This window comes from Leptothoe spongobia TAU-MAC 1115, assembly GCF_018739885.1.
GTDB lineage: Bacteria > Cyanobacteriota > Cyanobacteriia > Phormidesmidales > Phormidesmidaceae > Leptothoe > Leptothoe spongobia.
The window spans coordinates 46,329-60,583 of sequence record NZ_JADOES010000019.1; the positions used below are offsets into that span (position 1 = coordinate 46,329).

Below are 14,255 nucleotides of genomic sequence, written 5' to 3' on the forward strand. Positions count from 1 at the left end.
ATATTCAGCATTGGAATTTTACGGTTCAGTCAATGGTTAGGAGTTAGGGGAGGGTGAGGTTTTATGAAGCGATGCTGAACCTTGGGGAACAAACCAAGAAAATTAAATAAGGGTGCCCTATCAATTCACGTCATATCTACTGTAGAGAGGGATAAATAACTAAACCCCCGAGAGTCAAAAAGCTCACCTTATGCCTCCTTAAAGTCTTTTTTTAATCTTTCCTATAAGCTCCCATACCTATGAAATCCCCTCTGTGCTTATGTCTAACCCTGCTAGGGACCCTATCATTAGGGTGCTTGCTCAGTTCAGAAATCCAGGCTAAAACCACTTCATCTGTCTTGGGCCGCATGAGTTCTTCTGTTATATCAGCGTCCAATGCGTTCGTGCTCTTTGTGCCGCCCACCGATGAAACGGTGGATAATTCTCGCGGCGGGGCGTCTCGTCCTACCGCATTGAAATGTATTCACGATGATGCCTATGCGTTTCCCATGGTGGCACTGATTCCTCAATCTGGGGTAGGCCTAACGGTTGCTGCCCATCCCACCCTGTTGGTTTATGTGCCCCCGTCAAAGGCAACCCAGGCGCATTTGACCTTGAGGAATGCTGACCAGAGTGGGTTGTATCAAGGCCGGATACAGCTTCCCAAAACTGGCGGTGTACTTCGGATTGCTTTGCCCACCGATAGTCCTGAATTGGCGGTAGGGGAAACCTATGATTGGTCCCTCGCATTGCTTTGTCAGCCGACTCAAACCGATATGCCCATTGCTAGTGGTCAGATTCGCCGTGTAGAGCTGTCTGATAATGTACTGAGCGATCAGCAGTCTTTGTTGTCAAAGGCCATCATCTATGGGCAGTCTGGTGTTTGGCATGATATGTTAGCCACTCTGGCGATGCTGCGACAGACGCAGCCAGATAACAATGCCCTCTATGCTAATTGGACTGAGGTGCTTACAGTTGAAGATCTAGATGCGATCGCAAACGCCCCATTGCTTAACTAGTGTTTTGTCAAGAATTATCTGTACCCTACAATTTGCCCTTGACTAATTGCTACACCTCAGCAAATTTGCTCTCCTTGCTTGCTTTGTGGCATGTCAGCCACCCTATCCTGTGATAATGCCAGTATGGTGCTGCCAGAAAAGAACAGGACACGACAGAGTAGGACGAACAGTAATTCCCAGATAAGTTAGATGCGATGGATTGCGGCCCTTTTAACAACACCGATTGTGGCTGGCTTAGTAGTAGCCATTCGATTTACGGGTGCATTGCAGTTATTAGAATGGGCCATCTACGATCAGTATTTTCAGCTACGGGCGACAGAATCCATTGATCAACGCATTGTGTTGGTCACCATTGGTGAATCTGACATCAGTGCCCTCGGCCAGTGGCCTCTCTCTGACGCCACGCTGGCCCAGCTGATGCGCAATCTCAATCAGCATCAGCCAGCTGTGATTGGTTTGGACCTATATCGCGACTTGCCAGTGGAGCCTGGGTCCCAAGACTGGTTGGAGGTGATGGCGTCCACCCCTAACCTCATTGGCGTGGAAAAAGCGATTGGGCGTACCGTGGCTCCACCGGCTGAGTTAGAACGCCAGGGACAAGTGGCTTTGACCGATCTACTGGTGGATGCCGATGGTAAGTTTCGGCGGGGACTATTATCCCATCCAAACGGGGATGATCAGCTACGACTGGGTCTGGGGGCCGAGTTGGCAGTTCGCTATCTAGAGAAAAAGGAGGTGCCCCAGGAGGTAGTGGATGCGGAGCAGAAAATATACCGTCTGGGACAGGCAATATTGCAACCTTTGCGGGGTAACGATGGTGGTTATATTCGTACGAATGCGGGTGGCTACCAAATCCTGATTAACTTTCGGGGACATGCCCACCACTTTCCCAGAGTGTCTGTGACCGATGTGCTAAACAATGATCTAGAACCGGCGTTGATTCGCGATCGCATCGTCATTGTTGGCGGTATGGCCACTAGCCTCAATGATCTGTTCTATACCCCTTACAGTAGTCGCCTGATCAATACCCCCGAAGCAACGGCAGGCATGGTGATCCATGCAAACTTGGCGAGTACGCTGGTCAGTGCCGCCCTGGATGGTCGGGCGGTATTGCGAGTGTGGCCTGAGCCCATCGAAGTCGGCTGGATTATGCTTTGGTCAGGGTTAGGAGCCTTAGGCTACTGGTGGTTGCTAGAAGCCAAACGCCATAGCAAGGACAGGTTTAACCATGTGGTTGTCGGGATTGTCTCGGTGGTGTTGGCCAGTGGTTTTCTGATGGTGAGCAGTTACCTGGCTTTTTTAGGGGGGTGGTGGATTCCAGTCGTGCCTCCGTTTTTAGCCTTAATCGGATCTGCTAGCGTGATCACAGGTTACGAAATTATTAAGCTGCAACAATACCGTGCAGAATTAGCCCAGCAAAACCTCAAACTGGAAAAAGATAAAATTCGAGCTGAAGCCGCCTCCCAAGCCAAAAGCCAGTTTTTAGCTAAGATGAGCCATGAATTTCGGACTCCTCTCAATGCTATTTTGGGCTTTACTCAGTTGATGAACCAGGATCCGTCTCTGACGGCGCAACAGCAAAAGTCTTTAGACATTATTAATCTCAGTGGTGAACATCTACTGAATTTAATTAACGACATTCTCGAAATTTCTAAAATAGAAGCGAATCGCGTTGTCCTACATAAGACCAATGTGGACCTGTATAGTCTGCTTGATATGTTGAAGGCCATGCTGGAGTCAAAGGCCCTGGCAAAAGGGCTACAGCTACAGTTTGAGCGGAGTCCTAATGTGCCTCAGTTTGTGACAGCGGATGAAGGCAAACTACGTCAGGTGTTAATTAATCTGTTGGATAACGCGATTAAATTCACCCAGGTAGGCAGTGTTATTCTGCGGCTTTCAGAGACTGTTAAAGAGCGCTCAAAAATCATGCTGCACTTCAAAATAGAAGATACGGGCTCTGGCATTGCGGAGGACGATGTCTCGAAGCTGTTTGAGATTTTTACCCAGGGTAAGGTCGGACAAACCTTTTTTGACGGAGTGGGTCTAGGATTACCCATTAGTCAGCAGCTGGTTAAGTTGATGGGAGGAGAGATTACTGTCAAGACTGTCGTAAATCAAGGAACAACGTTTCAGTTTGATATTCCAGCTAGTCTAGAACCCTCACCCCAGACTAACCTCCCACCGATAAAGAGGGTAAAAAGTTTGGCCGCTGACCAGGAAGATTTCCGCATCTTGATTGCTGACGATGAGCCCATTAGTCGGAAGCTGCTAAATAAACTGCTAACCTCTCTCGGCTTTCAAACCCGTGAAGCAACTAATGGACAAGAAGCTGTTGAGCTTTGGGAAAGCTGGCATCCCCATTTTATTTGGATGGATGTGCAAATGCCAATCATGAATGGTTGGGAAGCGACGCGTCAAATTCGCCAGAAAAGTTTAGAAACTAATAAATCGTCGCCAACCATCGTAGCGATTACGGCCAATGCGTTTGCAGAAGATCGTGAGCTTAGTTTGGGGGCTGGCTGTGATGATTTTGTTAGTAAACCCTTTCGACGGGATGAGCTGCTGGACAAGCTATCCAAATATTTAGGAGTACGCTATCAGTGAATCTGTGTCAATAAGTATGACAGCTATACTAGAACTATAAAGACACCCTTTATCCACCATGGTTGCTACCAGCACCGTCCCCAAACTCACCCTCAACGACTGGCTGAACAACCCACCTCCCAGAACAGAATGGGTTGACGGTGGCTTGATTCAAAAACAAGGCATGACCCTCAAACATAGCAAGCTCCAACGTCGCCTCAGCACCCTCTGGAGTCTCTATGCTGACGCCCAAAACCTAGGTGGCGAAGTCTACACAGAAGCACCTTGCCGCACCCAGAATCAAGGCCGATTTCCTGACGTAGCCTACCTCACCCCAGCCTTGCTAACCCAATACGGTGACGCTAAAGTTCTCCCCCAAAGCTTTCCCCTAAGTGCAGAAATCGTTTCCCCAACCGACCTGGCCGAAGACATGATCGCCAAAGCCTACGAATATCTTGCCTCTGGCGGCGAAGAAGTCTGGCTAGTTTACCCTGATAGTCGTTGGATAATTGTTGTCACAGCCAACAACAAACAGATTTTTGGCCAGGGAGAGATGGCTGAAACTCAGAAAGCTCTAGAAGGTTTTAGCATCAGTGTTGATACTTTATTAGCCTAAGTTACAAATTTTGACACCTTAGCCTCTGCTTAGGCAACTAGTTCTGCGGCTTTGGCTTCAGAGGTATTAGGCTGACTGGGTTCATAGAGATACTCAAACCAGTTACCAAAGGGGTCGCGACCGTAAAAGGAGGCCGTACCATCGCGGTGCTCATGGATTTCGGTCAGTTTTATATCTTCTTGGCTGAGCTTGGCGTAGGCTTCATCAATGGCTGCCCGATCATCAAATACAAAGCCAAAGTGTGGACCGGCTTGATCATAGTCGGGACTGAGTAGAGCCAGCCCATCATTGCCCGCTTTCAAATAGGCCCAGTCGTTATCCTGCCACACCAGGTTCATGCCTAGATTTTGATAAAACTTGGCAGCAGCAGCGATATCGTTGACGCAAATTGCCACGTGGCCCAGGCGTTTGAGTTCCATTAGTCCGTCCTTAATGTCGTCAGCACTTTTAGTCGTTTTTAATATTGTAAACGCCTCATCGTAGACGGTTATTTGATGTCTATAGTGGGGGCAATTATTGGATTGGTACCGACTACGGTTTTCCCTAACGGTCTCATTGACAGCATCAATTACTATAAAGTCACAACAAAAAAAGGACTAAAACGTCATGGATGCAGCATTTGACAGCGATAAGCGTAGAGTTTTATCAGCCCTTTCCCATGGGTCTATTTTTCTGAGTCAGCTTCTATTTTCGGCAGGGCTTCCAGCTGCCCTGTGGATTATTTCCGATGATCCAGTTGTCAAAGAAAATTCTAAAGAAGCGTTGAACTTTCATCTGAATATCTGGGTTTACAGTTTTATCATTGGAATTCTGTGTTGGTTGCTGATCGGCTGGTTGTTTGTCATTCCTCTGTTGATTTTTCAATGGGTGATGCCAATTTTTGCAATTTTGCATAGCTTTAGCACCCCTGATAGTGCTTTTAAATACCTATTCATTCTGCGTTTCCTTTAAGCCAGAATGAATGCCTAATGCTGAGAAGCCTCCACTACAATAAAAAGTGGCTTTGAGGTGTATTTTCGTTATACGTGAAAATACGTAGACTGTTTCAGCATTTGATGACACGTAAAGACTTGACATATCTCCTGATAGATTCATAGCCAGGATGAATAGAAGAATAAGCAGTCCAGTATAAAGACGGGCTGCTTTTTTCGTCACTGCAATCGGTAAAAAATCCGTGAAGAAACATCGCTGGCTTGATTTAACTGAGTATGCACTGTTGGTCGGCTCTGGTGCTGGAACAGTGGCCTCAGTTGCCACACAACAGGTGCTATTGGCTGCGGCCCCGCTCTCATTATTGGCGGGGTTAGGATTGCTCAATCGACGGCAGCTCCAGGCAAAGCTATCTGAGAGCCAGTCAGTAATGTTGTCGGTGAATAGTAAATTGGACGAACGCCTGCACGATGTAAAGGAGCAGATTGACGATTTGCCAAGCCATGAACAGCTGTCAGCGGTGCGGCAGTCCATAGTGGCTCAAAATCAGCAGGACATCCTCAGTCTTACCCAGGTTTTTGAATATACGCGAAAAACGTTGACGGAAAAGATTGAGGCACAGGAAATTCCAGAAATCAAACAGCTGCGTCAGGAGCTGGTGGATCTGCAGGACCAGCATACTCGACTGTGTATCGCGCTAAAGGATGTGCGATCGCGTTGTCAGCAGTTATCTGATACCAGTCGTCTGGAGACGATTGAATCTGTGTTGACCAAGCTCAAAGCAGAGCTCATGCAGCAGCGTGTGCATATAGAAGTATTGGGGGCTGATACAAAAAATAACCACGCCGGTCTCAATGACAAGCTCCACTACATAGAGCAGCGTGTACAGCAGCTAACGACTGAGGAGCGTCAGTCCCTGCTACGGGAGGAAGTACAAGAGTTGGTGAAAACCGTTTCCGATATGGTGTCTCGGAATGAGTTTTTAGAGCTAGCGGCCAATGTCAAGGAAAAGATCTCGCCCCAGGAGACTATCCTGCAGCTGGCTCCGTCCTTTGACCCGGATGAAGTCGATCAACTGCAGCAGCGCATAGAGCTACTAGAACAGCAGCTCGGTAAAGTGACTGAATCCGTCTTAGATGCCGTTGCTGAAACCCTGGAACCTTTGGATAAGGGCATGGCCAGTATGGATCGGCTCAAGCAACGTCTGGATGCCACCGATCAACAAATGAGCACCATGACGAATGTAGTGCTCGAAGCAGTGGCCGAGACCCTCGAACCCTTACAAGCTGCATTGGCCAATAGCGCCGATAGCCAGTGGGTATTGGACTTTGCCAATGTAGAAGGTAAGTCCAACAGCCGCAAGGCCCTGGAAGAATTGCTAGCTCAGGCGCGTGATCGGATGGTCCTGGTCTGGCCCTGGTCAGATAATGTACATCTGGATGCCGATCTACTCGAACAATTTCATCAGTTGTTAGCCCGAAATTGTCGTCTATCTATTGGCTGGTGTCATCGAGGAGACAATCGTGAACATCCTTTATTGCGCAATATTAGCCAGCGCTGGAGTGAAAGTAGCACCCGGCATCGTCAACTAAAACAAGCTCTCAAGCAGTTGCTACCCCTTAAACAAGCCTATCCAAATTTGTTCTCGTTTAAGATTTTGGGTACCACTGAAAATTTTGCTGTCTGTGACTCCAAATCTGCCCTGATCGGCATGCAAAACCTCGCTACCCAGACAAGTCTGTTTCCCACGGTAAAGCTAAGGTTGCGCACCACTGATTCAGCCGTGATTCACCCCTTGATTCACCGCTTTGAGAATCCCACCATTGGCAATGAGGATGCTGGTTCTTATTTCAATCGAGGCATTACTCGCTATGACATGCGTAACTATGCTGGAGCCGTTGACGACTTTACCCAGGTGATTAGCATTCGTCCCAGTGCAGCGGCCTATAACTGTCGCGGCGTTGCCTGGGCAGAAATGAGTGACTATGCCGATGCGCTGCGGGACTTTGGCCATGCACTCCGATTAGATACGCGATTATTTGCCGCCCGGTGCAACCGAGGCGCATTGAGGTTAAATGTTCGAGACTATGCGGGTGCCATCAGTGACTTGGAAACCGCCGTTGAAATTCGCCCCGAGAGTGCGATTCCCTATTTCTATCTGGGACAAGCGCTCCAAGCGTTGGGCGAACTACGGCAGGCCGTTGAGAAATTTGGTTTAGCCATTGAACGACAGCCTAACTTGGCACTGCCCTACTGCTATCGTGGCGCAGTTTACCAAAAGCAAGGTAATTTACGGCAGGCGATCGCGGATCTAGAAGTGGCCGCACAGCTCTTGCGCACCAGTGGTGATGCCAATAACCTCAACCAGGTGATGCGCAAGCTGGAAACACTCAAACAACGATTACCTGTCAAAACGACGGTATTGCTTTAACTAGTTACCTTAGGGCTTCAGAGGCGTTGGGCACAACAGATTCAGATGTACATAGCTCAACGTCGTCGTTAGCAGGTAATCCGATAAGTGTTTGCTACCCTAGATAGTAGCTGCTTTGCATAATGTCAAAGGACTGCTAACGTATGACCCCAGCGACGACTCCAGATCGAGATTGTGTCTAACAAGGTCGGCAATGAGTTGGGTAGTAAGTTGCAGGACTATGCGCGACTGGGAGTGACCTATTACGTGGTATTTGATCCATTGCAGCAGTTAGGGGTAGATCCCGATCAACTTACCTAGTCGTAGCTAGCCAAAAGCTATCGCCTTGATTCCCTAGCTATCCGTAAAACTTAGCCCTGCAAACTTTCCAACCAGGCATAGTCTGCTTTCCTCAGAGGAGGCACTGGCTGTTGTTGATAATCAATTGTCAGATCCAATGCAGCCGCATCATAAACAACCTGCATTAGCTGACCTAGATCGATCACCGGTTCATCATCCCCCGAACGCAGTGGTATCGCAAAACAGGGTAGGGAATCTCGCAAAGTAAACGGATACAGCTCGGCAACAGGTCGTTGAGCCACTCGACTCACCAAAACACGATAGTCCGATATCTGAGCACTGTTAACCGGTAACGGGTCTCCACTTCGCAACAAGTCAATTTCTACCAAATGACTCTCACTGTTCAAAACCTTTGTTCGTTTTGTCAAATATTGATTTCGTCCCTCGCCAGATCGCTTATTTTTTGGCGATAATACCTCGATTACCGTGACCACTTCCCCCGTTGTCACGTCTCGAATTTCCAAATACCTCTCAACGGTAGCCTCCCATTCCGGTAACTCTACTAATACCGGTTGACTGACCGTAGCCGTTAGAGTGGCTGCCTCCTGCCTCGCCTCGGGCTTTTGCTGTACCAACGAGACATCGGGAATACCAATTAAAACCGTTTCCTCATAGACACGCTTCTCAACCGCTGCTCGATACTTAGGAGTAATTTGTGGATTCAGCATCCGTGCCAGTTCCACAATCAACCAGGAGTGAACCTCTGGCCATAGAGATGGCGATTCTAAATAAGGATTCATCCCAGGGAAGGGAAACGGAGCAGGCATTTTGAAGACCTAGCTGAAGATTATAAACATTATTGTATTGGACATAACCGAGCCTGACAGGTCATTTGAAATCTTAGCTGCCAGCTTACGATAGCAGCGATTCCGAGTCATCTTGCTCCATAATCTTTGTGTGCAGCAAGATGACTTCTTGGCTAGTGAGGTAGCGCATCAGGCTAACCGCTGATAGAGTTCAGCATTTTTTGAAGAACATAGTCTGCAGCCGTTTGAAAGGGTTGTTCGGGCTGATTGATTAAGGATTCGATAAGACAGTCCATCACAGCTTAAGTTTACTGTCTACGACTTCGGGGGAAGATCATCATCCGCTTCCCCCGTTTCACCCACATCACCGGTCCCTTGCACCGATAAATACATCCCCGAACACCGGTTACGCCCTTTAACTAGGCCGCTACAGCCTGGGCCAATTGACCCATCAGCCCAATCTCACTGCAGACTTCATAGAATTTGATGTCAGGGGGAGTGGCAAAGAGAGCCGATAACTCTCTCACAATGGCTTGATAGGTAGGGCTTTGGTTAGCTTCCATATTATCGACGTTGTCCCAAAGGATAACGGCGATACCTCGGTCAGTGCCAGGCTCTTGGAAAAGATAAGCACCCTGGAACCCATCGTCAAAGGTGCCCACGGCCTGCTCATAAAGCTGGCGTGCTTGGGAAAAACGACCAGGCTTAAATTCACCAATAGCGATGTAGGCCTGCTTATGCTTAAGAAAATCACTAAAGTCAGTCATAGCTCTCACACGTTTTAAGAGGATTAACTTCCAAGTGTGAAGCAATTGTTCTTGATGAACACTTTTTTGTGATGTTGGTTTGTGATTCTTAGGGTTGAGTTACGACACAACATTGGCCGACTAGGCCCATGATCGTAACCCATGGTCGCCAGGGTAGACCTGGCTCATATAGGATATGCCAGGCAATCGGCAGGACAGGCGTAGGTTGGGTTGAATTTATCAAACCTCACATCGAGAGAATGGGAGGGATTAGTCATGGAAAATGAGCATCTGTCTGATGTCAGGGATCAGGACATTTTGTTTACGCTCCTTTACCTTTGATGACCTTGGCAGGTCTGTTTTAAATTGAGGTTATTAAATTCGGCTTCAGATGCCGAGGCCCCCTGCCGTCCCACTTTCTTGAATACCCCAAACTCCTAATCCTGGGGGCTTTGAGTCTAATCGCCCCCAATATTAGGAGTTTGGGGCACATTCGAGGAGACTCATTTTTGCTTTCTATTTTATAAATGATTAGGTCAACCTACTTAGAGACCAGGATGTGGTCAATCTGTTGGTGAAGGGCGGCTAGATCTGTTGAGTTATCGAGTACGTAATCAGCCTGGGCAACCTTTTGGCTGAGGGGTAGCTGATTATTAATGCGAGCAGCAGCTTCGGATTGGGAGAGATGGTTGCGGGTCCTTAGTCGCTGTTGTTGTTGTTCTGGTCTACAGGTGACGACCCAAATTTCGCTGACTAGGTGGGTGAGGTTGGCTTCGAATAACAATGGAATGGCATAGACCAGGGTTTGAGTGGGGGGGTATTCGCGACTTACCTGGGTAAACCGCTGACGCACAAAAGGATGGATCTGCTGTTCCACCCATTGTTTCTCGGTGGGATGACTAAAAATAATGGTGCCAAGCTGTGGTCGATTGAGGCCGCCATCGGCTAAGAGAATATCATTGCCATAACGCTGCTCCAGGGTTGTCAGGATGGGCGACCCGACAGCCACAGCTTCACGGGCATAGATATCGGCGTCAAGGATGGGTAACTGGTGGGTGGTGGCAAGATAGTCGGAGACAATTGTTTTCCCAGTGGCAATACCGCCGGTAAGACCGATGATACGTCGGTTTTCAGATTTACTCATGACTGACTCATGGCCCGGTTCGCCCATTGCACAATGGCATCGGTCAGCCCCTCTAAGGTATAGGTGGTGGCTTCAATATCGACTCGACCCAGGTCTTCGTGGCAAGTTTTAGTCGTTTGGGGACCGATAGATGCGATCGCAACCCCCTCCACAACAGTCATCCACGCCTCACCAAACTGCCCTGCCATCAGCTGCTTAAAATGACGTACCGTTTTTGAACTAGCAAAGGTAATCGCATCCACCCGTTTTTGTTGCAGAGCAGCGACCGCTCCAGCGGGCATGGTTGCAGGACATCCCGACTCATAGGCAGCCACTTCTGTCACCGTTGCCCCCTGGCCTGAAAACTCTTTTACTAGCACATCTCGTCCGCCTGTTTCTACCCGTGGGAAGAGGATCTGCCGTCCTGGCAGCGGTGCCGGAAAGCTCTCCACCAGTGCATCAGCCACATAGTTATCGGGAATAAAATCAGCCCTTAACCCTCGTTCGGTGAGAATTCTGGCTGTCTTTTTGCCCACCACGGCCAGTTTGAGATGGGCCAGCTGACGGAGGTCATGCCCCTGGTGCAGCAGCCGGTCCAAAAAGAAATTAACCGCATTAGCTGACGTCAGCACCAGCCAGTCAAACTTTTGTAAGTTATCCAAGGCCTGATCCAGGCCTGCCCAGCTAGACGGTGGTCGAATTTCCAACGCAGGCAGATCAATCACTGTGGCCCCCTGGTGATTAAGCAAGGTGGTAAAAGCACTGGACTGCCCCGTTGCGCGAGTAACGAGAATTGTTTTGTTAGCCAAAGGCTGAATTCCAGTCATACCTGCGGTAGGAGGTTTCAAAAACTCTCGCAAGCGTACCACTTCACCGATGACAATAATGCAGGGAGATAGCCGTTCTCCCTTGGTTATCTGAGCGATAGTGAGTAGAGTGCCCTGCCAGAGACATTGCTGTGGCTGGCTAGCCCATTGGATTACAGCGACAGGGGTATCCTCATGGCGTCCATGGGACTGCAGCTGGTAGCAAATCTGACTGAGATGTCGTCCCCCCATGAGTAAAACCAGGGTTTCTAGATTGGCCAGGGTGGCCCAGTCTAAGTTTTGGAGATTGTGGGCGGTAAATACACCAAAACCATGGCTGAGGGCTGGATCAGTTAAAGGAATAGCACTGAGAAGAGGTGCTGCCAGTGCTGATGACACCCCAGGAATGACTTCAAAATCACAGTCAGCCGCCTTCAAGGCTTGGATTTCACCAGCCGCCCGACCAAAAATAAAAGGGTCGCCGCTTTTGAGCCGTACCACCTGTTTTCCCTGCTGGCAGTGGGTAACCAGCAGTTGATTGATTTCACTTTGAGGTGTGCTGGACTGGCCACCGCGCTTGCCTACCTGTATGGTTTCGCAAGTAGGAGATAGCTGTGACAATAAGTGAGGATCGACCAGGGCGTCATAAATTAAACAATCAGCCTGGTGCAGCAACCGTTGTCCCCGCACAGTGAGGTAGTCGATATTGCCGGGACCTGCGCCCAAAAGATAAACCTTGCCGCTTTTTGCCATCAACCCATCAAATTCATTAGCAGCATTTTAATCAACAGCCCACCCCAAAAGATAATGTTGACTTAGTCCTTTACCTTCATTCGCACATCTCAATAGGATATGGCAATCTACTAATCACCACTACTGCGACGGTAAGCCCATGATTACGCTGTACCATACCCCCCTATCGATTAACTCGCGCCGTGTTTGGGTAGCGTTGATTGAGAAGGGATTGGAGTTTGAACTCAAGGAAATAAACCTGACGGGAGATCAGTTTAAGCCAGAATTTCTAGCCTTAAACCCGTTTCACCATATTCCTGTTTTGGTGGATGGCGATCACACCATCATTGAATCGTTTGCCATGTTGGATTATTTGGAGGCAAAATACCCCAGACCGGCCCTGATGCCGACACAACCAGAGGCTGTTGTGCGGGTGCGGATGGTGCAGATGGTCACATTGAATGAAATGCTGCCAGCTACGATGCCCCTAACCATGAAACATTTGTTTGGGAAGGACGATCCAGATGCTGTAAAGCAAGCCTATGAAAAGGCCGCTGTTGTGTTTAAGTTTTGGGCGCAACAGTTGGGAGACGATCAGTTCTTTGGTGGGCCGCAGTTGTCCCTGGCCGATGTGGTTAGCGGGACTATGGCTGCCTGGTTTCCTGAGATGGGGCTATCGCTAGCGGACTATCCGACATTAGCGGCTTGGCGGCAACGCCTAATGGAACGTCCCGCCTGGCAACAAACCCATGTTAGTCAAGCCGCATTGGATGATTTTAAGGAGAGGATGCGATCTCGGATGGGTGGGCAGTAGTCGTTGCCATCGCTGGTTGCTCCATCCCTTGAACGGTGAGAACAGAACAGGGCGCGTGGTGCATAACATAGTTGCTGACGCTGCCGAGTAACAGTTCGCTAAAGCCGCTACGCCCGCGTCGACCCATCATAATCAAGTCGGCAGTCCAGTGGGTGGCGACGTCGCATAGGGTAGGGCCGGGGGGACCTTCGGGACAAGTGTAGCTAGCAGCTATGCCTTGACGGTGGGCGTAGTCGGTTTGCGATCGCAACCAATGCTCAATTTCCTGTTGCTGTTGTCGCCAGCTGGCCATATAGCTTTGATACAGCTCTGTAGTCCAGACTCCTTGCATCCCTTCCATACTGAGATAAATCGGATCGGGATACCCCATATCCACGGAAGGAACGACCATAACGAGGTGAAGCTGAGTCTTGGGTTTAGCTAATGCGATGGCTTCTTCAAGCACACTGCAACTACTGTTACTCCGATCCAAGGCCACTAAAATGCGCTGAAACATGGTGGCTATTCTCCTATACCCGGACGACAAGGTTAAAAAATGCGGATGTTGCTGATCCGAACGAACTTAAAAACCAGACTCTTTTATTATCGAACAACGAATACTTAAGAGCACTAAAAAGCACTGGAGTCACTAAAAAACGCAATCTATAAATTGAGAAATATTAAGGTTCTTTTTTAATGGTATCAAGTTGGTTGAGCACAGTTACATTTGCTCAGTTAAGTGTAGGGCTATGCCATTAAAAAATGACTAATTTAGAGCCCTGTATTTTTGCCAACCCCTTCTACAGTTGGAGTTATAAATACAGTTAACTGTGAAAACCTATTCAACAGAAGCTATTAGGTATAAAGACCTATTTGCTAATGATTGAATGTACTCATTACAACTAGTCGATGGATTAAACTAGCCAAGGTTGCTATCAAGAATGGGGCGATTGCAGTGATTCCCCTTTGAGTGACTAAGTAATATGAATAATACTTTCAAGTCTTTGCTTGTGTTAGTTAAAGCTTAGATTTGATGCCTAGAATATAAGTGGTCGAAGAATAGTAAAGAGATACATAGCTCCTCTTTCTAGTTGTAGACCTTCTTCAAATAACCTAGAACTCACAGCTGAGATTTATGGTGTCTTAAGCAATCGGCTAATTTTCCTGAAGTAGTTTAATCCAGTATATTGACTCCCCGTATTGCTTAGAGATATCAACTTTTCCCACCCCAGTTAATACACGTCATAGAGGCTAAAAGTCATGCGTATTCTTCGTTGGTTAAGGGACAGTTTTGACTACATTTTCGGGGCGTTTGCGCGCATATTTGGTCCCGATGATGATGCCTATCCCGCTGTTGGTGTGCAGCCCTATGAAGGTGATCCTTATTCCTCCAGTTGGATCTAGTTGATCGG

The 14,255-nt window shown here is 48.3% G+C and carries 13 protein-coding genes and 1 pseudogene; 8 read left to right on the forward strand and 6 right to left on the reverse strand.

Features of this window, described 5'->3' with window-relative positions:
• Positions 1 to 347: 347 nt before the first annotated feature.
• The 3 genes from IXB50_RS11270 to IXB50_RS11280 all read left to right on the forward strand — a co-directional run bounded on the left by IXB50_RS11270 (position 348) and on the right by IXB50_RS11280 (position 4,197).
• Complete coding sequence (locus IXB50_RS11270) at positions 348 to 998, forward strand: DUF928 domain-containing protein (RefSeq protein WP_215609064.1); 651 nt, start codon at positions 348 to 350, stop codon at positions 996 to 998.
• Positions 999 to 1,187: 189 nt separating this feature from the next.
• A complete protein-coding gene (locus IXB50_RS11275; protein WP_215609065.1) occupies positions 1,188 to 3,602 on the forward strand; it encodes a CHASE2 domain-containing protein in 2,415 nt (804 codons plus the stop codon).
• Between the two features lie 58 nt (positions 3,603 to 3,660).
• A complete protein-coding gene (locus tag IXB50_RS11280) occupies positions 3,661 to 4,197 on the forward strand; it encodes a Uma2 family endonuclease (protein WP_215609066.1) in 537 nt (178 codons plus the stop codon).
• 29 nt (positions 4,198 to 4,226) lie between these two features.
• Here IXB50_RS11280 and IXB50_RS11285 read toward each other — a convergent pair whose 3' ends face one another.
• Positions 4,227 to 4,616, reverse strand: a complete 390-nt coding sequence (locus tag IXB50_RS11285) for a VOC family protein (RefSeq protein WP_215609067.1) — start codon at positions 4,614 to 4,616, stop codon at positions 4,227 to 4,229.
• A gap of 187 nt (positions 4,617 to 4,803) precedes the next feature.
• Between IXB50_RS11285 and IXB50_RS11290 the strand changes: the two genes are divergently transcribed.
• The 3 genes and pseudogenes from IXB50_RS11290 to IXB50_RS22100 all read left to right on the forward strand — a co-directional run.
• Positions 4,804 to 5,148 (forward strand): DUF4870 domain-containing protein, encoded by a 345-nt coding sequence (locus IXB50_RS11290; RefSeq protein ID WP_215609068.1) that lies wholly within the window; start codon positions 4,804 to 4,806, stop codon positions 5,146 to 5,148.
• A 223-nt stretch (positions 5,149 to 5,371) separates the two neighbouring features.
• Positions 5,372 to 7,558 (forward strand): hypothetical protein, encoded by a 2,187-nt coding sequence (locus tag IXB50_RS11295; RefSeq protein WP_215609069.1) that lies wholly within the window; start codon positions 5,372 to 5,374, stop codon positions 7,556 to 7,558.
• A gap of 165 nt (positions 7,559 to 7,723) precedes the next feature.
• Positions 7,724 to 7,834: pseudogene (locus tag IXB50_RS22100) on the forward strand (Uma2 family endonuclease); the annotation flags it as partial.
• A gap of 74 nt (positions 7,835 to 7,908) precedes the next feature.
• Here the strand turns inward: IXB50_RS22100 and IXB50_RS11305 are convergent.
• From IXB50_RS11305 to cobA, 4 genes are all read right to left on the reverse strand, one after another.
• On the reverse strand, positions 7,909 to 8,664 hold the full coding sequence (locus IXB50_RS11305) for a DUF4058 family protein (RefSeq protein WP_246564418.1): 756 nt from the start codon (positions 8,662 to 8,664) through the stop codon (positions 7,909 to 7,911).
• Positions 8,665 to 9,062: 398 nt separating this feature from the next.
• Positions 9,063 to 9,410 (reverse strand): putative quinol monooxygenase, encoded by a 348-nt coding sequence (locus IXB50_RS11310; RefSeq protein WP_215609070.1) that lies wholly within the window; start codon positions 9,408 to 9,410, stop codon positions 9,063 to 9,065.
• 520 nt (positions 9,411 to 9,930) lie between these two features.
• The gene (gene coaE, locus IXB50_RS11315) at positions 9,931 to 10,533 is read right to left on the reverse strand and encodes a dephospho-CoA kinase (RefSeq protein ID WP_215609071.1); all 603 of its coding nucleotides are present in this window, start codon (positions 10,531 to 10,533) and stop codon (positions 9,931 to 9,933) included.
• Positions 10,530 to 12,071, reverse strand: a complete 1,542-nt coding sequence (gene cobA / locus IXB50_RS11320; RefSeq protein ID WP_215609072.1) for a uroporphyrinogen-III C-methyltransferase — start codon at positions 12,069 to 12,071, stop codon at positions 10,530 to 10,532. Before cobA ends, coaE begins: the two co-directional genes overlap by 4 nt.
• A 139-nt stretch (positions 12,072 to 12,210) precedes the next feature.
• Between cobA and IXB50_RS11325 the strand changes: the two genes are divergently transcribed.
• On the forward strand, positions 12,211 to 12,864 hold the full coding sequence (locus IXB50_RS11325) for a glutathione S-transferase family protein (RefSeq protein ID WP_215609073.1): 654 nt from the start codon (positions 12,211 to 12,213) through the stop codon (positions 12,862 to 12,864).
• Here the strand turns inward: IXB50_RS11325 and IXB50_RS11330 are convergent.
• Positions 12,827 to 13,360, reverse strand: coding sequence for a universal stress protein (locus tag IXB50_RS11330; protein WP_215609074.1), 534 nt, complete (start codon positions 13,358 to 13,360; stop codon positions 12,827 to 12,829). The genes IXB50_RS11325 and IXB50_RS11330 overlap by 38 nt on opposite strands.
• Before the next feature lie 743 nt (positions 13,361 to 14,103).
• Here IXB50_RS11330 and IXB50_RS11335 point away from each other — a divergent pair.
• The gene (locus tag IXB50_RS11335) at positions 14,104 to 14,247 is read left to right on the forward strand and encodes a hypothetical protein (protein WP_215609075.1); all 144 of its coding nucleotides are present in this window, start codon (positions 14,104 to 14,106) and stop codon (positions 14,245 to 14,247) included.
• Positions 14,248 to 14,255: the final 8 nt, after the last annotated feature.

Excerpts from the sequence above, each read along its gene's own strand:
- IXB50_RS11270 (WP_215609064.1), top strand. The coding sequence starts at position 348 with ATGAGTTCTTCTGTTATATCAGCGTCCAATGCGTTCGTGCTCTTTGTG.
- IXB50_RS11275 (WP_215609065.1), top strand. The coding sequence starts at position 1,188 with ATGCGATGGATTGCGGCCCTTTTAACAACACCGATTGTGGCTGGCTTA.
- IXB50_RS11280 (WP_215609066.1), top strand. The coding sequence starts at position 3,661 with ATGGTTGCTACCAGCACCGTCCCCAAACTCACCCTCAACGACTGGCTG.
- IXB50_RS11285 (WP_215609067.1), bottom strand. The coding sequence starts at position 4,616 with ATGGAACTCAAACGCCTGGGCCACGTGGCAATTTGCGTCAACGATATC.
- IXB50_RS11290 (WP_215609068.1), top strand. The coding sequence starts at position 4,804 with ATGGATGCAGCATTTGACAGCGATAAGCGTAGAGTTTTATCAGCCCTT.
- IXB50_RS11305 (WP_246564418.1), bottom strand. The coding sequence starts at position 8,664 with ATGCCTGCTCCGTTTCCCTTCCCTGGGATGAATCCTTATTTAGAATCG.
- IXB50_RS11310 (WP_215609070.1), bottom strand. The coding sequence starts at position 9,410 with ATGACTGACTTTAGTGATTTTCTTAAGCATAAGCAGGCCTACATCGCT.
- coaE (WP_215609071.1), bottom strand. The coding sequence starts at position 10,533 with ATGAGTAAATCTGAAAACCGACGTATCATCGGTCTTACCGGCGGTATT.
- cobA (WP_215609072.1), bottom strand. The coding sequence starts at position 12,071 with ATGGCAAAAAGCGGCAAGGTTTATCTTTTGGGCGCAGGTCCCGGCAAT.
- IXB50_RS11325 (WP_215609073.1), top strand. The coding sequence starts at position 12,211 with ATGATTACGCTGTACCATACCCCCCTATCGATTAACTCGCGCCGTGTT.
- IXB50_RS11330 (WP_215609074.1), bottom strand. The coding sequence starts at position 13,360 with ATGTTTCAGCGCATTTTAGTGGCCTTGGATCGGAGTAACAGTAGTTGC.
- IXB50_RS11335 (WP_215609075.1), top strand. The coding sequence starts at position 14,104 with ATGCGTATTCTTCGTTGGTTAAGGGACAGTTTTGACTACATTTTCGGG.